The organism is Magnetospirillum sp. LM-5, from assembly GCF_902729445.1.
Classification (GTDB): domain Bacteria; phylum Pseudomonadota; class Alphaproteobacteria; order Rhodospirillales; family Magnetospirillaceae; genus Magnetospirillum.
The window spans coordinates 27,437-51,726 of sequence record NZ_CACVCE010000072.1; the positions used below are offsets into that span (position 1 = coordinate 27,437).

Genomic DNA, 24,290 nt, shown 5'->3' on the forward strand with positions numbered 1-24,290 from the left:
GACAGCACGAACTGATCGGCGACCGCGCCGCCCTGCCCGTCATAGGCGGTGACGTTGATCACCACATTGGACCCGGCCAGTTCGGCCGGCGGCGTGCCGCTGAAGGTCATCGACACCGGGTCGAAGGTCAGCCAGGCCGGCAGGGCCGATCCGTCGCTCTTGGTCGCCGCATAGGTGAAGGTGGTGCCGGCATCGATGTCGGCGAAGGTCCCGACGGTGAAGGTATAGCTGAACGGCGTTCCGACCGGGGCGATCTGGTCCGCGATCGGCGCCGCGATGGTCGGGGAATCGTTGGTGGGGTTGATGGTCATGCTGACCGCGCCGGGGACGGAGCCCCCGTGGCCATCGACCACATTGTAGGTGAACTGAACCGGGCCGGAATAATTGGCCGGCGCGGTGTAGGTGAAGGTGCCGCCGCCGTTGGCGACCACCGAGCCCATGTCGGCGCTCAGGTTAGCGATGGCCAGGCTGTCGCCGTCGATATCGACCACGCCCGCGATCAGCTGGGCCGTGGTCAGCGTGACCGAAATATCCTCGCTCGCCGCCGGCAGCGTCAACGTGTTCCAGGCGATGGAGCCGGGCAGCGTGATATTGTTGGCCTGCGCCGAAGCGTCGAACAGGACCGGACCCGTTCCTTCATTGATCTGCCAGTCGCCGACCAGATTGGTGCCAACCGCGCCGCCGGCCGCCAGGGTGGCGACCTCGGCCGGGCTGAGACCCAGGGCGTAGACCTTCAGGCTGCCCAGCTGGCCGCTGTATTTGTTGTTGCCGCCATCGGTGCCGAACACCGTTTGGGCGGTGGTCTCGGTTGCCCCCAACTGGGTAGCGCCGATCGTCTGCGAGAACACCTCGACGCCGTTGACATAGACCCGGGCGACGGTGTTGTCCTTGACGAAGGCCACCTGCGACCATTCGTTCATGTCGACGACGCCGGCCGACGTGACTTTCCAATCCCAGCCGACGCTTTGCCTGCCGATGGCGAAGGTCAGCGCGCCGTTGGCCTGAACGTCGGTGATCACCTCAAGCTCGCCGTTATAGGCGTGCTGGCGCCACAACGTGCCGATTCCGCCGCCGGCCGGGTTGATGTCCATCACCACCGAGAAGTTCTCGGCGCCCTGGAACTTGGTCACACTATTCGTCGGGATGGTGAACGAATCGTTGCCGTCGAACACCAGCGCGGTCGGGCGATAGGGCGCGTCGTTGGCCGCCGTAACCCCGGTGAACAGGTAATGGCTGTTCGAGAAGGGCGAGGCGCCACCGCTCGACGTGGTGTCGGCGGTGACCTTCGCGCCGTTGGTGCTCCAGCCGCCGGCATAGGAATTGTCGATGGCCCGCACTTCAATGCCGGTGGGCGAGCCGTTGAAATTGGCGTTGGGCAGGAAGCGCAGCAGGCTCGAGCTTTGCAGCACCAGCGCCGCCGCGTTGGTCACCGTGCCGACCGCCACCCAATTGCTGCCGCCGTCAGCCGAATATTGCCATGTGCCTTCGGTGGCGCCGTTGCTGATCACCGCGACGCCGGTCATGGTGGCCCCGGCATCGACGTCGGTCACCAGCGGCGCGAACAGGCTGCCGACCGAGGCGCCGATGGGCGAGACGGTGTCCTCGGCCGTCGGCGCCAGAGTGCCGTCGACGGTCAAAATCGGCGCGTCGTTGGCGGCGGCGACCTGGATATGGACGGTGGCGGTTCCGGTCAGGGCACCGCCGCTGCCGCCAACCCCCATGTCGTTGACGCTGACCGTGACCTGGTCGGCGCCGGCATAATTGGCCGAGCCCTTGTAGCTGAGCGTGGCCAGCGCCGTGTTGAGGGCGGTGCGGGTGCCGCTGACGTTCATGACCGCGGCGTCGACAAAGCTTCCCGACACCAGGCTCAGCCCGGTGGTGGTGCCCAGCGTCACCTTGCCGTGGGCGGCGGTCAGGGTCACCTGCATGGTGTCGCTGGCCAGGCCATCGATGTCCGAGACCGAGATGCCGGAAATCGCCAGCGCCGTGTCTTCTGTCGCCGCCAGCGGCGCCGACGCCGAGCCGGCCGGCCCCAGCAGGGTGCTGACCACGTCGCCGCCATTGGCGCTTGACGGCCAGATCACCGCGATGGAGCCATCGACCAAGCCCACCGGCGTCGCGGTGGTGTTCCAGCTTGTGCCCGTGCCGATGGTCAACTCGGCCGTGCGGGCGGTGTCGTTGGCGTTGAACACCCGCCCCAGAATCGTGGTGACCGAATTGACGCTGGCCTGCCAGGTGACCATGTAACCGCCGTCGGGCAGGGCGGCCAGTCCCGGCGGCTTCTGCTCGCCCGGAAGGGTGGAGTTGGCGATGAACTCGCTGCCCAGCGGCGTCCCGTTGGCGGCGAAATGACGGACCGCGATGTCGACCCAGTTACCGCCGGCGTTGCCGTCGTTGGTCTGCCAGGCGACAACGAAGCTGCCATCGGCCAGGGTGACGGCGCGGGATTCGTTCTGGTTGCTGGCGACGGTGGTGTTGACCCGGAATTCGGCCCCGACCGGCGTGCCGTCGTTGTTGAACAGACGGGCGTCGATATCGTAGCCGCTACCGCCGGATACCGAGTTGTCGGTTTCCCAGGTGACCAGGAAGGTCCCGTTGGCCAAGCCGGTGATCGAGCCGGGCCGCAGAGACTGGAAACCGGTGGTGTTCTGGGCCGCCGGTGTCTCGCCGCCCACCTTGGCGCCGGCAGCGTCGAAGCGCTGGAACACAACGTCGTTGGCGCTGGCGTTGGCTTCCATCCAGGCGACGACGAAGCCGCCGTTGGACAGCGACGCCACCGCCGGAAAGTACTGGCCGCCGGTGGTATTGGTGTTGACGGTGATCTCGGCCCCGACCTTGTTCAGGGCAGCATCGTAAACCTGGGCGAAAACATCGTTCTCGTTGTCCCAGATGACGACGAAGCCGCCGCCGGTCAGGGTCTCGATGTCGGCGCGCACCTGCTGGGCGCCGGAGGGGAGATTGACGCCGATCTCCTGGGTCCCCAACGCCACGCCGCTGGAACTGAACTGGCGCAGCAAGATGGCCAGGTTGCCATCGCTATCGACCGTGCTTTCCCCATGGTACGCCACAACATACGAGCCGTCGGCCAGCCGCGTCGCCACCGGCATGGTCTGCGCGCCGGTATTGGCCAGATGCACCGTCACCGGCGCGCCGGCCACCAGGGAACCGGTGCTGACCGTGACGGTGGGGGCGTCGTTGGTGGGAACCATCGTCACGGTCGAGGTGACGGCGGCACTGGTGGCCGTGCCGTCGGTGACGGTGGCCGAGATGGTGCGCGAACCAGCGGCCAAGGTGTCGGACGGATTCGAGAAGGTGATCGAGCCCAGCGCGCTCTGATAGGCAGCCTTGCTCGCCGTACCCGTCAGCGTCAGAACGCCGGTGGCGGCGTTGTAGCTGCCGGTGATGCCGCTCTGGTTGGTGAAGGACAGCAGGTCGCCGGCGACGAACCCGCCCACCGTCACCGTCGCCCCGGTCATGTCGGTGCTGTCGATGTCGGTCAGGGCCAGGGTGGAGAACAGAGTGGCCGCGCCAGCCCCCTCGGCGAAGCTGGCGGTATTGGTGGTCAGCGTCAGGGTCGGCGCGTCGTTGACCGGTGTCACCGTCACCGTGGCGGTGGCGGTGGTGGCGCTGAAGGCGGTGGTGGCGCCATTGGCCGTGGTATCGACCTTGAGGCCGTGCGCCCCACTGGTCTGGTCCCACGCCCGCCAGGTGAAGGTGGCGGCGCCGCTGGTATTGGCGGTGGGGGTGAAGCGGATCTTGTCGGTGTCGGCCAGCAGCAGCGAAGAATTCGGTGCGATCAGGGCGAAATCAAGCCAGTTGGTGCCGTTGTCCAGACTGTACTGCCAGGTGCCGTTGGCAGCCGGCGCATCGGTGATGGCGATGCCCTTCAAGGCGCCGCCACCATCGGGGTCGGCGGTGCCGGCGGTCAGCACCGACACCAAGCTGCCCGAGCTGCCAATGCTGTCCTCGGCGATGGTGGCCAGGGTCACCGGCGCCGGGGCGAACTTGAAGTGACGATCCGAGATATTGATGTCGCTGGCGGGCTGGCTGCCCCACACCACGGCGTAATCGCCGTTCGACAGCGGGCCGATGATGGCGTTGCCGCCGGTCTCGTCGTTCAGCGTGGTGCCCAGGACGTATTCGTCGGTTCGCGCCGTGCCGTCGGCGTTGAAGGCGCGCGCGATGTATTGCCGGGTACCGTTGTCGGAATACCAGCTCATCACATAGCCGCCATCGGGCGTCGCGGTGATGTGCGGCCGGTATTGCACCAGGGTGGTGTTTTGCAGCGGCGATACCTCGTCGCCGATCGGCGTGCCGTCGGCAGCGAAATGCCGGACCAGGATGTCGGAGGTGGTGGTGGTGGTCTGATAGGCGACGACGAAGGTGCCGTCGGACAGAACGGCCGCCGCCGGATAGCTTTGGCCGCCGGCGACGGTCGAATTGACGATGAAGTCGGCCGCCACCACCGTTCCTGTCGGCGACAGAATGGTGCCGGCGATGTCGGTGCCGGACCCACCCGGCACGCTGTTGGTCTGCCAGAATACCGCGACATTGCCGTTCTTCAGGCCGACCACCGTCGGATACAGCTGCTCGATGGTATTGTCGGTATTGACCGTCCGCTCGGACAGCAATTCGCTGCCGTCGGGGTTGAACAGACGCAGCCCGATATTGCGGGAGCCGGACGCCCCGGTCGAATAGACGACGGCGAAGCCGCCGCCGGCCAGGCCCGCCGACTGGGCGTAGGCCTGTTCGCCGGTATGGTCGGTGTCGGCGAAGAAATCGACAGCGGTTCGGGCGGTGCCGTCGGCGTTAAACACGCGGGTGCGCACGCCGATGTCAGCGCCTTCCGCGCTGTTCCAGGTGATGACATAGCCGCCGTCGGTCAGGGCGGCCACCGACGGCAGACCCTGGTCGCCGGCGGTGGTGGTGTTGACCATGACGTCAGCAACATCGCGCGCGGTGCCGTCCGCGTTGAAGCGGCGCATGACGATGCAGCTGTATTCGGTGTCGCTGGGCAGCGTGCCCTTCCAGGCGACCACATAGCCGCCATCGGCCAGCTTCGCCGCTACCGGCTGGTACTGGGTGCCGGCGGTGACCGAATTGTCGGTGCTGGTGGAACCCGCATTGATCTGGAAGCTCGAGAAAACCGGCGCGTCGTTGGCCAGCGTCACCGTCACGGTCGAGGTGATGGTGGCGGCGCTGGTGCCGTCGTCGGCGACCACGGTGATCTGGCGCGGCGTCGTCGAGGGATTGTCGAGCGTATTGCTATAGGTAACCGAACGCACCGCCGCCTGGTAATCCGCCAGCGCAGAATTGCCGGTCAGCGTCAGGATGCCGGTCCCGGCATTGTAGCTGCCGGTGACGTTGCCGGTCGGCGTGAATGACAACGAATCGCCGGCCTGCGGATTGTCGATCCGGACCACCATGCCCGAGAAACCGCCGGTATCGACGTCGGTCAGGGTCAGGTTCGCCAGGGGCTGCGTCGATCCGCCTTCGATGAACATCGACGTCGGGTTGGGCAGGCTCAGCACCGGCGTATCGTTGACCGGCTGGACGCTCAGGTTGATGGTCGCGGTTCCGGTCTTGGGATCGCTTCCGCCCAGTTCAACGACACTGAAGGTGATCTGACCGGGGCCGGAATAATCGGACTGGCCGCGATAGCTGAGGCTCGCCAGGGCGGTGTTGATGTTTTCCCGACTACCGGTGAAGGTCACGACGGACGAGCCCGTGAAGGCGCCGGCACCCAGGGTCAGGCCGGTGGTGGTGCCCAGCGACACGGTGCCGTTGCCGGCAGTCAGGGTGACCTGCAACTGGTCGGTCGGCAGGCCGTCCACATCCGAGATCGAGACCCCGGAAATCGGAAGGACGGTGTCCTCGGTAGCGGTCAGGTTGTCGGTAAAGGCGACCACCGGCGCGTCGTTGACGCTGGTAACGGTAACGGTGATCGACTGGTTGGTGGTCAACAGCCCGTCCGACACCGTCACGGCGAAGGTGTCGCTGCCGTAATAGTTGGCATTCGGCGTGTAGACGAACGAGCCGTTGGCGTTGACGGTGACCGTGCCGTGGGACGGGTCCGCCGCCTTGGCCCATGTCAGGGACGATCCTTCCGCGTCGCTGCCCGCCAGGACACCCGAGAAAGAACCCTCTTCGGCAACGGTGAGGCCCGAGGTGACCACGCCGGATGCCATGGTCGGGCCGGTCGCGGCGACGACCGGTGAACCATTGACGGTCTCGGTGGTGCTGGTGACCAGGTTGACCACGTTGGCGTCGTTCAGGGGCCAACAGCCGACCAGTCCGGTCTCGGACCCGGTCAGGCGCTGGTCCATGTTCGCCTGGATCTGGGGCTGGGTCAGCGCCGTGTTCCACAGGCGGACCTCGGCCATCTGGCCATCGAACAGCGGATCGGGCCCGTAGCCGCTCTTGCCGATGTAGTTCAAAGACCTGGCCGCCTCCGAGAACAGCGACATGCCCGGAAGGGTGCCGACGACCTCGCCGTTGATGTAGAGGGTGCCATTGCCCGACGAATCCACGGTGGCCGCCAGATGCAGCCACTGGTTCAGGGGCAGCGCGGACGCAGATGTCAGGGTGGTGGTGACGTTTGCGTCGGTGCGGGTCTGGAACGCCAGCTTTCCGGTGCCGGCTTCCAGCGCGAGAACCAGGCGCTGATTAACGGCATCGGCGCTGATGTCGAAGAAACGGGCCCAGTTGCCGACGCTGTCGACCTTGGCCCAGCATTCGATGGTCAGGTCGCCGCCGACGGTGGGGGCCGCCACCGTGACGTAATCGTCCGAGCCGTCGAAGTTCATGACGGACCACGGAGCGCCCGCGGATAGTCCCTCGACGACCGGTGCGTCGTTGACCGGCGTCACGCTGAGGTTCAGGGTCCTCGCCGCGCTGGTATTGGTGCCGTCAGAGACCGTGAGGGTCAAGGTATCGGTGGAAATCTCGCTGCCACCGTGCTGGTAGACGACCTGGCCGGCGGTCAGTTGGGCCTGGGTGAAGGTGCCGCCGACGGCCAGAGTGCTGCCGTTGACGACAATCGTGCCGTTGCCGGGCAGGCTGGCGACCGCATAGGTCAGCGCCGAGGCCGAGGATTCGAGGTCGAAGCCGACGATCATCGTGCTGGTCAGGGTGACCGACTGACCTTCGGTGGTGGTCGCCGCCAAGGTGCCGCCCAGGGCCGGCGCCATGTTGGTGACGCCCGCGAACGACATGCCGATATCGGTGTCGATCTTCAGCGTGGAGGCGCCGTTGGTGAACACCGCATAGGTCTGGCCCGAGGTGAACAGGCTGGTGAATGCCCAGCCGTTATCGGTCACATTGACCTGATCGCCGGCGCTGCCGTCGATGAACAACAGGTTGGCGCCCCCGGTGACGGCGGTGAGCGCGGCACTGTTCAGCGTGACGGTCTGATTGCCGCTGTTCCAGTTGAGATTGACCGCCTCGATGCCGGAAATCTGCGCCGTCATGGTGGTCAGGTTCAGCGCGCCCGAGCCGTTGCCGTCGGTGTCGATGGCCAGCATATCCCAGCCGCTGCCGCCGGTGATGGTGTCGGCGTCGCCCACCCGGTGCAGGAAGGTGTCGGCGCCCGCGCCGCCGGTCATGACGTCGGCGCCCTTGCCGCCGGCCAGGGTCGAACCGCCGGCCGCGGCGATCAGGGTGTCGGCGAAATCCGAGCCGCGCACGCCCGAAATGTTGGTGATGCTATCGGTGCCGCCCAACCCGTCGCTGGCGGTGCCCGCGGACAGATCGACGGTCACGCCCGCCGCCGAGGTCTCGTACAGCGCCCAGGTGTTGCCGCCGCCGCCGATCAAGCTGTCGTTACCGGCGCCGCCGGTCAGGCCCGACCAACCGCTGGCCCGCCCGGTCAGGGTGTCGCCAAGCGCCGAGCCGATCACCGAATCGATGGCCTGGAAGGTGTAGGTGTCGCCGCCCGAGCTGCCGGTACCAGCCGACAAATTGGCGGTGACCGCCGCACCCGACAGGCCGAACGACACTTCGCCGCCCTTGATGTTGCCCCAGGCGTCGGTGGTGGCATCGCCGATGAAGGTATCCGACCCGCCGCCACCGAAGAACATGTCGTCGCTGCCGCCGCCGGTCAGGACGTCCGCCCCGGTGGTGCCGACGATGATGTCGTGCTGGGTGCCGCCGGTCAGGCCGGTGGTCATGGTGCCCAAGCCGTCATCGCCCAGGAACTGTTCGATGGCGTTGCCGCCGAAATGGTTCTTGATCAGCACCGAACCGCCGCCGGCCTCGGGGGCGAAGCGGATCACCAGATCGGTGCCCGACCGTTCCATCCCCTTCAACTGCCACTGGGCGATGGCCGACACATCCAAGATGTCGTTGCCGGCGCTGTCGAACAAGGTCGCCTGGCCCGACGGGATCACACTGCCGATATAGGTGTCGTCGCCTGTGCCGCCGGCCGCCATGTCGCCACTGACCGCGCCGGCCAGGGGGATGGCGTCGTTGCCCGCCGTGCCGATCGTCAACTGGCCATTGACGCCGCCGATATTGGCCATCGACACCGGCGCCGACTGTCCGGCCAGCGCCACCAAGGTCCCGTCGAAACTGGTGCCGGTCCCGGCGCCCTTGACGTACAGCCAGCCGTCGGTGCCGTTCGACAGGAACACCACCGCGTCGGTGACCGCCGGATCCAGCGCGGCGATCGCCGCCGCGACGTTGGTGCCGACGACCGGTGTGGGCGAGACGTAGTACTTGTACCCGGCGCCCGCGCTGAAATTCAGGACATCGGTCCCGCCGAAATCGGTGATGGTGTCGGTGGCCGCACTGGTGGACTCGCCGGCCCCGACCAGGAAGGAATCCATGCCGGCGCCGCCGGACAGGATGTCGGCCCCGCCACCACCGCGGATGGTGTCGGACCCGCTACCGCCGATCAGAGTGTTGGTGCTGGCGTCGCCTAACAAGGTGTCGTCGAAGGCGCCGCCGACCACATTCTCGACCGAAGCGATGGTCTCGGCGGTGCCGAACCCGTCATTGGTGACCGTCCCGGTCGCCAGGTTGACATTGACCGTTTCGGTCGCGCCCGAGAAGGACGCGGTATCCAGCCCATCGCCGCCCACCAGCGAGGTGACGCCAACGCCGCTGATCAGCGTGTCGTTGCCCAAGCCACCGATCAGGGTGTCGCCACCGGACGGAGCTTGCCACAGCTGGTTCGACACGGTGAAGACATCGCGGGTGGCATTGCTGTCGCCGGCGGTCAGACCTTGCCATGTCGAGTAGATCAGATGATGGCCATCGGCGGAAATCCGCACGTCGTCGTAGCCGGTAAAGGCGTGACTGACCAACGGCGTTTCAGGCGTGACGCGGATCAGGCTTCCGCCGACCACATCCTTGATGAACACGTCCGGCGCGCCATTCCCGTCGGCGGCCACCAGATTCCCGGCAGTGGAGGCAAAGGCGACATAGCGGCCATCGGCCGAAATCGAAACATTGTAGGCCGAGGCGTTGCCGACCGTGTTGTCGGTAGCCACATCGGCACGGACCAATCCGCCGGTCTCCAGATTCTTGACGTAGACATGGGCGACCCCGGTCAATCCGTCATTCAGAAGATCGGCGGAACTGGTGAAGGCGACGAACTTGCCGTTGCCCGACAGGACCGCGGAATAACCACCATCGGTCGAGGGCGTGCCGTCGGCCTCGGAACTGGCCAGTACCACCGTGCCGGTGGTCAGGTCCTTGACATAAACCGACTGGGCGCCACCGCCGGGCGCGCCGGCCACCAACGGCGCCGACGTGCTGAACATCACCTTGCTGCCGTCGGTCGATAGCACGACCTGGCTGCCGGCCTGATCCAGATTGGCGACACCGGAATCGATCTGGGTCAGCTCGCCCGTGGCGAGATTCTTCGAGAAGACGTGTTTGTGCTGAACGCCCGAACCGGGCAGGCTCCAGACATAGGCGGTAAACACGACCGAGGTGCCGTCGGCCGACATATCGGCGCCCTCGACGGTCCAGCTGCCCTGCTGGCCGTTCGTGGTGGTATTGACCTGCGTCACCGCCCCGGTCTGCAAATCCTTGATCAGCAGATCGCCCTGATCACCGACCGCGGTGTCGGTCGGCGCATAGGCCTGATCCGAGGCGAACAGCACATAGCGTCCGTCCGGGCTGACCTTGAAGATCTTGGCGACATCGACATCATGATCCGATGTCCCGCCGGTCGGCGAGATCGACACCCGCTGGATCGCGCCTGTCGCCAGATCTTTCAGCAAGATGTCGGTGTCGGTATCAGTGTCGCCGGCAACCAGATTGGTCGCGTTGGAGGTGAAGGCGACGTAGCGGCCGTTGGCGGATACCACCGCCTCGCCCGAATAACCGTTACCGCCGGAACCGTCCGCGGCTTCGCTGACCCGGAAGATTTGGCTGGGCGAACCGGCGCGATTATAGATGGTGTCGGCACGCAGGATATCGTTGCCGGCGCCGCCATCGATGACGTTGGCTTGCGCGTTGCCATACAAGATGTCGTCGCCCGACCCGCCGATCACGTTGTCGATGCCGATAGCGAAATCCGACCCGTTATCGGAGCCGACCACCGTGCCCACCGACAGGTTGGCCGTCACCGATGCGGTCAGTGCCGACATGTTCAGGGTGTCGATGCCGGTGTCGCCGGTGCTGTCGCCGCCGATGATTCGGTCGCTGCCATCGCCCAGCGTGGCGACAAAAGTATCGTTGCCCTGCCCGCCGACCAAAACGTCGGCGCCGGCCATGCCGGTCAGGGTATCGTCGCCGGTACCGCCGATCAGTGTATTGGCGACGGCGCTGCCGATGATGGAATCGGCGCCCGCGCCGCCCACAACATGCTCGATGCCCGAAATGGTATCGGCGCCGACATCCAGGCCGGAAGCGGTCCCGGCGGTCAGGTTGACGGTGACCGGATTGACGGCGCTGGGATACTTGATCCAGTCGTCGGCACTGGTGTCGCTCGCGGCCGTGCCGCCGTAATAGACGTCGTTGCCGGCACCGGCACCGCCGACGATCACGTCGGCGCCATCGCCGCCCGACACGGTGTCGTCGCCAGCCCCGCCGATCAGGGTATCGGCCGCCGAGCCGCCGGTGATGACATCGACCGAGCTGCCGCCGGTGATGGTTTGCGAAATCGCCAGCGGGCTGCCGTCATAGGTGCCATCGACATTGACCTCCATGGTCGAGCCGACGGCGACATACAGGGTCTTGGAGGTGGTCAGGCTGGTCAAGCCATCGACCGTGGTGACCATCAGCGGCAGGGCCAGATCGGTTTCTCCGCCGGCCGGGAAGGTCAGGGTGTGGGTGCCCAGATTGGCCGGCAGCACCCGCCACACGCCGCCGCCCAGACTGATGGCGTTGGTGATGGTCGCCCCGGTCGGCACGTTGTAGATATCGACCCAGGCGACGGATTCGCTGGGGTCGGTGACCGCGGCCGCCAGGGCCAGCGTCGCCGTGGTATCGACGGTCGTCGTCGCCTGCACCGTCGGCGCCGAAACGATCGGCGTGTCCATGACCTCGGTGACCATGGTGTCGATGGTCGCCACCTGATCCGACAGCGCCGTCGCCCCGCCATGGCTGGCGGCGTTGAGCGTGACCTTGCTGGCGCCATTGGTCCAGCCGCCGGCATAGCTGTTATCGACTGCCCGCACGTCCAGGCCGGGCGGGGTGCCGTCATAATTGGCCGCCGGCAGGAAGCGCAGCTTCGACGCCGCCGACAGCGCAAGCGCGGTGGCGTTGTCGCCGACCGTGCCGACATTGTGCCAGTTGGCGCCGCTGTCGGTCGAATATTGCCAGACGCCCTGGGTGGTGGAATTGGCACTGTTGCCGACCACCGCCACACCGGCCACCGCCGATCCCGCATCGACATCGACCACCAGGCCGGCCAGCAGGGCGCCGACCGACAAGCCGGCCGGGGCAGTGGTATCCTCGGCGATCGGAGGCACGATGGCGTGCAGGCTCGGCTGGGCCGAGATGGCGATGTTGTCGAGGCGCGATTCGCCGTTGGCGCCGCCGAAGACGATGGCGTTCCAGCTGGCGGGATCAGCCGCTCCGGTGGCGCCCAGGGCCGCCGGGATGTTGGTCAGGCCGCCGACACTCTGCCAGGTGCCGCCGCCGGGCTGGGTCAGTTCCTTGTATTCCAGGCTCAGGCTGCCCTGGCCGCCATTGGCGGCCGGGTCCAGGGTCAGACGGAAGCGCACCCAACCCGCGATATAGGAATCGTTGGTCAGGTTAAGATCCTGCCACACCGTCTGGGTGCCGTCGGCCAGGTGCAGGCGGATCTGTTCCGACGGGGTCTGGTGGATTTCGACGCCGATCGAGGCCTCGCCGGCATCGAGATTGGCGCCATCCACCAGATTGCCGTCGACATTGATGTCGCGGCCCAGGCGGAAGAACGAGCCCCAGTAATTGGGCGTGGTGTCGTATTCGATGACCAGCTTGTCGCCCGGCTGACGGGCCGGCAGCGCCATCATGCGCGAGATGTTCAGCCCCACCGATTGCGGGCTTGACGGCGCATAGGCGGTGCCGTCGGTGAAGGCGCCGTCCGCGGTCGTGTCGCCCACCAGCGCGTGGGTGCTGCCCAGGGTGTTGGCGACCCAGCCGTCCTGGCCGTCGATGCCGACGCCGGGGGTCAGATTCTCGAAATCATAGGTGACCGACACCCGGTCGGTGTCCAGCAGGACCGGCGAATCGTTGATGGCGGTGACGGTGGTGGCAAGCTGGGTGGTGGTGGCGGCGAAGGGGGTGATGCCGCCCCGCGTCGAGGTATCGACGATCATGCCGTTGCCGGCGCTGTCGGACCACCCGCCGCCATAGGAATTGTCGATCCCGCGCACCACCAGCGACGGCGGGGTTCCGCTATATTCCGGGGCCGGCACGAACCGCACCAGGGTCGCAGCCGACAGTGCCAGGGCCGCACCGGTATCGTTGAAGATGGTGTCGATGACCGTCCAGTTGGCGCCGCCATTGCTGGAATATTGCCAGGCACCGTGGCTCTGCATCTCGGCACTGTTGCCGACCACCGCCACGCCGGCCAGCGAGGCGCCCGCGTCGATATCCGAGAAATTCGCCGCGAACAGCGCCGAAACCGTGGCCCCCGGATAGGTTCCGCTATCCTCGACCACCGCCGCCAGCGTCGCCGTGGCGGTCATGGTCGGCGCGTCGTTGACGGCCGACACCGTCGCGTTCAGCGTGCCGGTCGTCCCCGAGATCGCCGTGGCATTGCCGTTGGTGACGGTGCTGGTGGTGATGCGGGTGACCGCATCCGAGAACAGGCCGGTGAAGGTGTTGTCGATGGCCCGCACGGTCAGGCTGGGCGTGCTGCCCTCGTAATTGGCCACCGGGACGAAACGCAACTGGGTCGCGGCCGACAGCGACAGGGCCGAGCCGGTGTCGTTGACGGTGCCGACATCCGTCCAGCTGGTGCCGTTGACCGAATATTGCCACTTGCCCTGGGTGGCGGCGTTGGCGCTGTTGGCCACCACCGCGATGCCGGCCAGCGCGGCGCTGGGATCGGGATCGACGAAGACATCCCCGAACAGCGCCCCGACGGTCATGCCGGTCGGCGTGGCGGTGTCTTCCTCGACCGAATAGGCCGCCGGGCCGGACAGGCTGGGGGCGTCGTTGGTGCCGGTGACGGTCGCGTGCAGGGCCTTCGTCGTCTGCGAGAAGAACGACGTTCCGGTCGGCGTCCCGGTATTGACGAAGGACTTGGTCGCCGTCGCGCTGTTCGACCAGGTGCCGCTGGCCGCCGCATAGGTGTCGTCCACGGCGCGCACGATCAGGTCGGGCATGGCGCCTGAAGCATCGGAATTCGCCAGGAAGCGCAGCTTGGCGCTGGCCTGCACCGCCAAGGCGGCGCCGGTATCGTTGACCGTGCCGACATTGGTCCAGGTGGTGCCGTTGTCGGACGAGAATTGCCAGACGCCATCCTTCACCGGGTCGGCGCTGTTGCCGACGATGGCGATGCCGCCCATCGAACCGCCGACATCCGCGTCCGAGAACAACGCGCCGAACAGCGCGCTGACCGTCGCGCCGGCCGGATTGGTGGCGCCTTCGGTCATCACGGGCAGGCTGGCGTCGGCGGTGAAGGTCGGGGCGTCGTTGACGTTCGACACCGTGACCGTGACGGTGGCGTCGCTGGCCGAATAGCCGGTGCCGTCATGGGCCTTCCAGCCGAAGGTCGCCGACCCGGTATAGCTGCCGTTGGGAACGAAGCGCAGATAGCCGGCATTCAGGTTGGGCACCGTGACCGTCACTTCGCCGGTCTGCAGCAAGGTGGTGGTGACCGGAATCCAGGTGGTGCCGTCGGTGGTGAATTCCAGCGTGCCCGAGGCCGCCGTCGGAATGGTGGTGATCTTGATCTTGGAAAGCGCGTCGCCATCGACATCGACGAAGGCGCCGGCGAAATCGGACGCCTGGAAGATGTAGGGGGTCTCTTCCACCGTGGCCTTGGTGAAGGCCGACACCACCGGCAGGTCGTTGGTGCCGGTCACCGTCACGGTGACGGTGCCGGTCGTGGTGCCGCCCTTGCCGTCGGACGCGGTGTAGGTGAAGGTGTCGGTCCCGGTCTCGCCGGCCCGGAGCGACTGGAATTGCGCGGCGGTCGGGCTGTAGATCACCTTGCCCGAACTGATCGCCACCGTGCCCTTGGCGCCTTGCGTCACCGCCGAGATCGACAGCGTGTCGCCGTCGAAATCGCTGTCGTTGGCCAACACATCGATGGTGACCGGCGTCGAGGAATTGAGCGCGGTGCCGACATCGGCCACCACGGTCGGGCCGTCATTGACGCCCAGCACCGTCACCGTCACCGTGGCGGTGTCCGAGGTCACCTTGGTCTCGGTCAGGCCGGTGTAGGAATTGGTCAGCGTCACCGTGTTGGTGATGGTGTAGGTGAAGCTGTCGGTGCCGGAGTAATTGGCATCCGGGGTATAGATGACCTGGGTACCGTCGGCCGACAGCGTGACCTTGCCGTGCCCGGGCGGCGTCAGCTGTCCGACCGAGACGATGCGGCCCTGGTTCAGCGCCGCCCCGTCGGTCCGGGTGTCGTTGGCCAGCACGTTGATGGTGGCGGTGCCGTCTTCCGACATGGTCACCGCATCGTTCTTGGCATCGGCGGCGGCGGCGGCGGCGGCGGTCTGCACCGCCTGGGCGGCGGACAGTTGCGCCGCTTGGGCGACCTGGCTTTGCCATCCCGAGAAGCTGGTCGACAGTGCGGCCGCATCGGCAACCAGCTGGTTGGCGCTCGACACCTGCAGGCTGGCGATGGTCGCCTTGTTCTTGGCGTTGGTGGCGGCCGTGGTCGCCTCGGTCGCCAGGCTATTGGCGGCCTGGGCGTCGGCGATATTGTTGACGTCGCCATGGCTGGCATGGTTCGGCGAGGTCAGGTCGATGGTGTTGATCTCCGTGACCTTGGCGCTCGCCTGGTCCGAGAAGGTGGTGGCGTCGGTCACCGCCGCAGCCGCCAATTGCTTGATGCCCAATGCACCGACAGTAGTGCTGTCGGCCTTGGCCAGCAGGGCCACCGCCTTGGCGCGAATGCCGTTGGCGACGCTGGCATCGGCGCTGGGATTGGCAGCCTTCCAGGTGTCGATCGAACTGATGATGGTGGTGAGCTTGTTCAGCACCGAGCCGGCAGCGTTGGCATCGGCGCCGATGATCTGGTCGACGCTGGTCTTCGCGGTGGCGGCGGCACTCTTGGCGGCCAGGGCGTCGGCTTCCGAGCGCTGGGCGCCGGCATAGGCGCTGTCGACCGCCTGCTCGAAGATGGCGGCGGCGTTGCTGGCGTTCGACGCGGCGGTCGCCGAGGCGGCGGCCGAGCTTTCGGCATTGGTGGCGGTGGCAAGTGCGCGGTCGGCATTATCGACCTGGGTCGCCGCCTCGTTCCTGGCGGCCAGCGCCTTGTCGGCCCAAGCCTGCGCAGACGTGCTGCTTTCCAGGGTGAAGGCGCCGGTGGACAAGGTCACCGTCTTGACCGCATCGGCGGCGGTAGCCGCCGCGACGGCGTCGCCGCTGGTGGAATTGGGATTGTCGTAGGCGTTGATCGCGTTCTGATAGGCGGTGTTGGCGTCGCCCCGCGCCGTGGCGGCGGCGGCCTTGGCGGCGGCGGCCTCGGTGCTCCACTGGGCGGCGGTCTTGCCCAGGTAAAGGGCGTTGGGATTGACCTCGGACGCCGCGTTCATCGCCGCCTGGGCGGCCCGGTCGGCATAGGTCTTGGCCAGGTCGGCCTGGGCTGCCGCCGTCGCCGCCTTGGCCTTGGCGATGTCCAACTGCGCCGCCGCCGTCTGGTACAGCGTGCGGGCGGCGTCGGATTGGGTCAGAAGGGTGGTGGCGGCGTTGACCACCAGCAATTGGTCGGCGACGACCACGCGCTGGGCATCGACATTGGTCTTGGCGGCATCGACGATCGCCGCCAGGCGGGTCACTTCCGCCTTGGCCGCCTGGATGGTGTTCACATATTCGGTGGCCTGGCCGGCGCTGACCGTGGCCGCCCCCAGCTTGGTGCCGCCGATGGTCTGGTTGATCAGCGCCAACTGGCCATAGGCGCTTTTGGCGGTGGCGCCGTCATTGGCGGCACCCAGCGCGGTGTTGGACTGGCTGACCGCGTCGTCCAGGGCGCCTTGGGCCAGCAGCGCCTTCTTGTAGGCGGCATCGATCAGCGCGCGCGCCGTCTGGTCCGACGACGCCGAAGCGGCGGTATTGCCGACCCGCGCGGTGTAGGCGGTCAGCATGGAGGCGATATCGCTGGCGGCGGACGTCTTGGCGGTGGTCGCCGCCGCCGCCTTGCCCAGGGCGTCGTTGGCGGTGCCGGTGGTATCGACGATGTTGGCCGCCAGCGACTGCAATTCGGCGGCATCGGCCCGCGCGATGGCGATGGTGACCTTGGTCTCGGCGTCGGTCAGCGCCTTGGCGGCGGCGGCGACCTTCCCCGAGATGTCGGATTGCAGGTTGGCCACCACCTTGACCTGATCCTGGGCGACCGCCGCCTTGATGGCCGCCGATTCCGAGGCGGCGGCAGCGGATTTGGCGAAGACGCCGGCCGCTTCCGCCGCCGCCTTGGCGGTGGCGAGGTCGGTCGCGGCGGCGGCGATGGCGGCCTGGCCGGCGGCATCGTTGGTGGTGCCGGTGGCGTCGTAGGAATCTTGCGCCGTCGCCGCCAGCCCGGTCGCGTCGTCGGTGCTGTTGGGGGCGTCAAAGGCGTTGACGGCGGCGGTATAGGCGGCGTCGGCCTTGGCGGAAGCCGACAAGACATTGTTGCCGGCATCGCCCAGCACCGCGACCCGGGCGGTGCCGATGGCGGTGTTGGCGGTACCGCTGGCGGTGTTCAGCGCATTGACATCGACACCGCTGACGGTGACGCCCTGGCCCTGCAGCGTGGTCAACTTGGTCTGCAGCGCGGCGATCTTGTCGGCCAGCACCTTGTAGCGGCCGGCGCTGTTGTCACCGAAATCGGTCAGGCGGCCGGTGGCGTCGGTGATCTGGGTGTTCAGCGTGGTGCGCAGGTCGTTCGACCCGGTGCCGTCGATCAGGTCGCGGGCGGCCAGGGCGGCGGCCTTGGCTTCGGCGGCCTTGGTCGCCGCGCTGGCGGCGGAATCCTTGGCCTGGTCGGCGGCGAACTGGGCGTCGGCCAGGCTGGCGGCGCCGGCCGCCTGGGTCTGGGCCTGCAGCGACTTGGTGACGTTCAGCGATTCGAAGGCCTGGTCGGCATAGGACTTGGCCAGCGCCGCCTGCTTGGCGACTTCGGACTGGATGCCCAGGGCCTTGGCGTAATCGGTCGCCGCCTTGGACAGCACGGCCCGGGCCGCCGCCGCCGCGACCGCTTGCGGGTCGTTGGCATCGTTGTCGAAATTGCCGTCATTATTGAGATCGACCAGCATCTGGTCGGGCAGGTCGGCGGCCTTGTCATAGGCGGCCTTGGCGGCGATCACCGCCGCGTCGGCTTCGGCCACCACCAGCTGGGCGGCGTCGGACGCCGCCTTGGCCTGGTTGTAGGCGGTCTGGGCGGCGGTATTGTATCCGGTCGCGTCCGAGATGCCGAACACGGTGGCGTCGTTGGGATCGACCGCCGCCGCGTCGTACGCCGCCTTGGCGGCATCGGCCTGGGCCTTGGCGGCGTCGGCCTTGGTCTTGGCGGTGGCGGCGTAATCCAGATTGTCGGTGTCGCCGGTATTGGTGGTGACCTTCTTCAGCGCCGCGTCGGCCGAAGCCAGGGCCGCCGACATCGAGGTCTCGATGTCGCGCTGGGCGGTGTACTGGGCGATGATTTCGGCCGCTTCGGCGTTGGCCTGGACCGAGGCGGCGTCGGCCACCGATTCCTGCGCGGCGACATAGGAATCGTAGGCGGAATCCGAGGTGGCCTCGGCCAGGGTGGCGCGGGTGACCGCCGAATCGGCGGCGGCGCGGGCCTTGGTGGCGGCATCGACGGCATTGTCATAGGCGGCCACAGCCGCGTCGTAGGCGTCCTTGTAGGCCATCACCACCAGATTGGTGGCGTCGTTGTTGTTGGCGGCCAGCGCCGTCTGATAATCGGCCAGGGCCGCGGCCTTCGAGGTCGCCTGCGAATCGCGGGCGGCTTCGGCGGCGGCGGCGGCCACCAGCGGATCGCGGGTCTCGGCACGGGCGGCGGCGGCGGCGGTGGCGGCGGCGTCATAGGACGACTTGGCCGTGGTCAGCGAGGTCGACGCCAGCGTATTGGCGGCCACCGATCCGAAACGGGCGGTGACCACCGTGCCGGTCCGCCACGAGGCGGCGGCGGCTTCCAGATTGGTGGCGGCGTCGGAAATCGCCCGCGCGGCGGCGGCATAGCTTTGCGCCTGCTTGTTGTAATCGGCGGCGGTGGCGACATTGCCGATGGCGACGGCGTGGCCGTCGGCGACATCGGCGGCGGCCTGGAACGCCGCCTTGGCCTTCAGCGCGGCGGCGGCGGCCTTGGTCGAAGCCAGCTGGACGCCGGCGATGTCGCCATCGTCAAAGGCGGTCCGCGCCTCGTTCTGGTAGTCGCGCGCCTGGTTCTTGTAAGTCTGCGCGTCGGTGGCATAGCCGCCGGCCTGGCTGTTGGCGGCATCGTCCAGGGCGGTGCGGGTGCGCTCGGCCTCGGCGATGCGCTCGAGCTCACGCGCGGCGGCCTCGGCGGCGGCGGCCTCGGCGGCGGCCTTGGCGGCGGCGGCGGCGGTGTAGGTGGCCAGCTTGGCCTCGGCGGCGGCATCGACCTGCAGGGCCTGCTTCTCGGCGGAATCGGCTTCGGCTACCGCCTTCGATGCCTTGATCACCTGCTGCTCGAGGAACAGGATCGAATCGTTGGCACTCTTGGCCTTGGCCGCCGCCGCCGGTCCCAAAGCCAGCAACGAGGCGACGATGGCCTTGACGGTGGCCAGCTCGGCCGCGGCAGCCGCCAGCTTGCCGGCGGCATCGTTGGTTCCGTTGGGGTCGTTCGAGGAATTGACGGCGGTATTCTTGGCGTTGTCGATATCGGTGGCCAACGTCGCGTTATCGTTGCGCGTCGGATTCATCAAATCCAGTTTGGCCTTGGCCGTCGCCAGGGCGGTCTTGGCCGCACTGGCGAAATTGACCGCCGCGGTCGCCGCATTCTCGGCGGTGGTCTTCGAGGTGGCGATGGCGGCCAGGCCGGCATCGGCGCAATCGACCGAAGCCGCGTCGGCCTTGGCGATGGCGTCAAGGGCGGCGGTGCGCGCCTCTTCCAACCGGGCCCGTGCGTTGGTGGCGGCGGTCTCGGCCGCGCCCCGGGTGTTGGCGGCCAGGGCGTTGGCCAGCTCGGTCTGGGCGTTGCCCAGCTTGGTTTGGACGGTGCCGAGGTCGGTGGTGACGATGCCCTGGTTGGTGTTGACCAGCGCGGTGGCGAAGGCGGCCTGCGCCTTGTTGACCTGGGTCAGTGCCGCCTGCGCCTGGGCCTCGAGCCGCAGCACCTCTTCGACCGCGGCAGCCGCCTGCTTCTGTGCGGCGGTGATGCCCTGGGTCTCGGCCTGGGCGGCAACGGCGGTGCGCGCCGCCTGGGCGGCGGCGATGGCACCCGCGTCGCCGGCGGCTTGGGCCTGGGCCAGAGCCAAGGTCGCCTCGGCGTTGTCGGCGGCCGAATCGGCAGAATCGCGTGCCGCCGAGGCCGACAGGACCGCCTTCACCGCCGCCTGGTAGATGGTGTCCATGTCGTTGGAATGGACCCGCCAGGTGGTCGATTTGGCCAGCAGAGCCTGGGCCTGGGCGCGGGCGGCCTCGGCTTCCAGATACTTGGTCTGGGCCAGATCGGCGGCGGCGCGGGCGTCGGTGGCGTCGGACTGCGTCGCCGTGACGTCGGCGACATGGGTGTCGGCCTCGCCGGCCTGGGTCTTGGCCGTCTGGGCGGCCTGCTCGGCCAGCTTGGTGGCATCGACGGCGGCGTTGACGGCGGTCAGCAGGTCATTGCTGACGCTCTTGGTCGCCATGGTTTCCGAGAAGCTCTCGTACCATTCGGCGGCGGCTTCCGCGCCCTGGGCCTTGGCCAGATTGTCATAGGCGGTCAGCACCGCGCCAAGCGCGGTCGCCGCCGATTGCTCCAGGGTCAGGACCTGGCCGTGCAGGGTGACATAGGCGGTCTCGGCCTGGGCGGCGATCGCTTCGGCCGCGGCGGCGGCGGCGTTCACCGTGGCATAGGCGGCCTGGTACTCGGTCAACAGCGCGGTGAAGAAGCCCTTGACCTCAAGGTCGGCGGCCAGGCCCTGCGCCACCAGGATGGTGGTGGCTTCCAAGGTGGCGTCCTGCGGCGGCAGGGCCAGGGCGGCATTCAGCAGGCTGGCGTCGGACGGCGCGTTGGCGGCGGCCTGGATCTTGGTCACCGCGTCGGCGGCCAAATTCTTGGCCTGGGTGGTCACCGCCAGGTCGGCGGGGCTGGAATTGGTGAAAGCGGTATCGGCGGCCGTCTTGGCGGCATTGGCCGCCGTCAGCGCGTCGGCCAGCAGCGAGGACTTGGTCGCGGTGGTGGCGGCCGACACCGCGCTGGCCACCTTCTGCAGGGCGATATTGTAGTCGCTGCCCAGCCGCACCAGGGCGTCGGCGGTCAGGATGCGGGCATAGGCATCGTCGGCGACCACCTTCTGCACTTTCCACGCCGCCACCTCGACATATTTGTCGGCATCGGCGTCGGAAGCGCCGGCATGGGCGGCCTTGTAGGCATTGACGGCGGCGGTGTAGTTGGCGGCGGCGTTGGTCTTGGCCGACAGGGCCGCCGCCAGCGCCTGATCGATGGCGTCCAAGCGGGCCGCGCCGCTTTCGCCCCAGGCCTCGAGGGTCTTGTTGGCGGCGAGCGTCAGGCTGGCACCGGCGGTGACATTGACGGTGGCATTCCCGATGACCACGGTGGTCGCGGTGGTCGAGAAGGTGGCGACCGCGTCGGCGGCGTCATCGACGATCGGCTTGACGGTGCCGTCGGCATAGGCGCGCTTGCCCTGCGCGGCACCCAGCTTTTCCTGCCAATCCAGATAGGCCGGCTGCTCGGCGGTGCGCGCGGCTTCCAACGCCGCGATGGCATTGGCGCTGGCGGTCTTGGCGGCGTTGACCGTCAAGGTGGCGGCGACGCGGGTGCCTTCCTTGGTCGCCTCGTCCGAGGTGGCGGTGCCGTCGACCCAGGCGTTGATGGCGGTGGTGATGACCGAATTGTCATTGGGATTGGCGGCGACGGTGCCCAGGATGTTGGCCTTGGCGGTCGCCGCCTCGAGAGCGGTGGTCAGCTTGGTCTGCGCCGGCCCGATCGTGTTGCTGATCAGGTTGTTGATCTTGGTGCTGACGAAATTGGCCGAAAGGGTGGTCGCTTCGGTCTTGTAGGTGTTGAACTGGGTCTGATAGGTGGTGAGCTTGGCCTTCAGCGCGGTGATGGCCGAAATGTCGGTGCTGGAATTGGCTTCCCACGCACTCATCAGCGCGTCGATCTTGGTCTGCACGGCCGCCTGCTTGGCGGCGATCACCTGGGCGCTGGCGGCGGCCTTGGCCACCTTCACTTCCGCCGTGGCGGTCTGCAGGTTCTTATAGAGCGCGCTGCCTTGCGCCGCCGTCCCCAGCTCGGTGACGATGGCCTCGGCCGCATTCTGCTTGGTGGTCATCAACGCTTCGAGGGCGGCGATCTTGTCGTCGGTGTCGCCGATGACGCCGTCGCCGTCCAGGTCCGACGAGATGGCGGCGATGGTGGCGTTGATTTCCGTCTCGATGGCGTCGTCGGTGGCGTCGATGTCGCCGTCGTCGTCATAATCCTGCGAGGCGGCGAATTGGATGGTGCCGTCGGCGGCGATGGTGGCGAACGGCAGGCCGCCCAGATACTGAGCCGCCAGATCCTCGCCGCGCGCCCCGTACATCTGCTGGATGGCGACGATATCGTGCAGCAGCGGGCTATCGGAATAGCCGACCAGACCGCCGCCGAAATACGACATGATGCTGTAGATCTGCGAATCGTAGGCGCTGGTCTGGACGGCGAATCCGTTGTAATCGCCGGCATGTTCCAGGCCCAAGGCGTGACCCAGTTCGTGCAGCAGGGTCATGAAACCATAGCTGCCGGGCACCAGCGACCCCAATTGCGGGTCGCCGGCGTCGAACCACACGTCGCCGCCGGTCCCCTCGCCCGGCAGATAGGCCCAGGCGGTTTCCGGGCCGGTGGTGGAATTGGCGAAGCGAATCTCGCCGCCGTCGCCGGTGACCTCGACGAAGGTGATGTTGGCGACCTTGGCCCATTCGGCCATGGCGGCGCGCGCCGCCGCCTGCTGCTCGGGCGTGAAGGCGATGAAGCCCTGGCCCTCGACCGAGCCGGCATAATCGGCCGGCACCTGGGTCGGGAACGAATAGGTGATGATGGTGGCCCCGTCGGGGCCGACCTCGCTGGCCGGCTTCCAGCTATGGCCGGAAAGCAGCTGCAAGATCGCCTGGGCTTCTTCCAGCTTGGTGCCGCTGACGTCGGTCAGGATCATGTCATAGAGCAGATGGGCCTGCTCGGACGGATTCAGCGTCGCCAGAACCTTGGTGATGCCGGTGACGGCGCCGGTCAGCGCCGAAACCGCGGTGACCGCCGTCGTGATCTTCGACGCGTACGGGTCGGCTGTCGTCGTCACTGTCGGCGGCGGCGGCAAGGTCGTGTCGATCGCTTGGATCAGGACCTTGATCTCAGCCTGCAGCGCCTTTCCACCCTCTTGCACCAGCGAGGCCACTCTCTCGGCGGCGGATTTATCCAGCGGCGACTTCTGGTCGAAATTCAGGTTGGGATTGGGGACCGACGGCAGGAACTGTCCCGGCCCCGGCTCGTTGCCCGGGCCGGTGCCAGAATTGAAGCCGCCGCTGACATTCTGAGTGAAACTGCCGGTCGCCGCGTTGCCGACCATGGCGCCGAATTGCTGGGCGCTGAAGGCCTGGACCTGCGCGGCGCCGCTGGGGCTGACCGACAGACCCATGCCGGGGGTGTTGACGGTGAAGCTTTGGCCCGACTTGGTGGTGAAGGTCAGCTCGCCGACCACGCCGCCCTTTTCCGGCACCAGCACCACCTGGACGCCGGCACCCGACACCGCGCCGCCGCCGGCGGTGCCGCGGATGCCCATGGTCATCGCCGGAGTCTTGATCTGCAGCGCGTCGGGGGTGGTCTTGGGGATCTGGCCCGAAACGAAGGTGAACGAGCCCGACACCACCGACAACTGGCCCGAGCCGGAATGAGCGTCCGCGTCGAACACCAGATTGTCGAGAACGGCGCGGCCCTTCGAACCCAGCGCGAAGGCGGTGCCGTCGGCGAAGATCAGCCCGACATTGGCGCCGTCGGCGGCCTGCAACTGGTCGCCCTGATAGACCGGGTCGCCGGGCTTCAGGATGCTGCGGGTGCCGTCGGCATGGCGGGCCTCGACCGAACCGGAACTGGCCTCGACCTTGCCGATGCTCTTCAGGCCGCTGCCGGGAACTCCCGCCTGGGCGAACTGTCCGGGCGCCAGCGGGCCGGCCAGCAATTCGGCCAATTCAGGATCGATCACCGCGCCGGCGGCGTTGGCCAGGGCCGGCGGAGTCTCGGTGGCGAAATAATTGCGGACGACAACCTTGGTACCGTCGGCACCGACCAGAATCAGGTCGGCACCGGCCCGAACGTAATCGGCCTCAAGCAAGAAATCGGCACCGGGAATGACGACCCGGGTCGCCCCACCTGCTTCGATAACGGTCTGCTGCGCCGCCGACGCACCGTCCGCCGCTGTCTTTCCATCTTTGGGCAAAGCGTCCAACCCCGCTGTTACGCCCCCCATTTCGCCGACACGGGGAGGCACGGTATTCTGCCACAAACATGGTATTATTCCAATAACCAGGGCCTG

General features: G+C 67.5%; 1 protein-coding gene (cut by a window edge). It reads right to left on the reverse strand.

Translation table 11 applies throughout. The annotated features are described in order from the left end of the window. Positions 1–24,089 carry the 5' portion of a LamG-like jellyroll fold domain-containing protein gene (locus MTBLM5_RS17355; protein ID WP_173977305.1) on the reverse strand. Its footprint begins 19,675 nt before the window's first position, so the window shows 24,089 of its 43,764 coding nt (coding positions 1–24,089); the start codon lies at positions 24,087–24,089; its stop codon lies off the left edge, out of view. Positions 24,090–24,290: the final 201 nt, after the last annotated feature.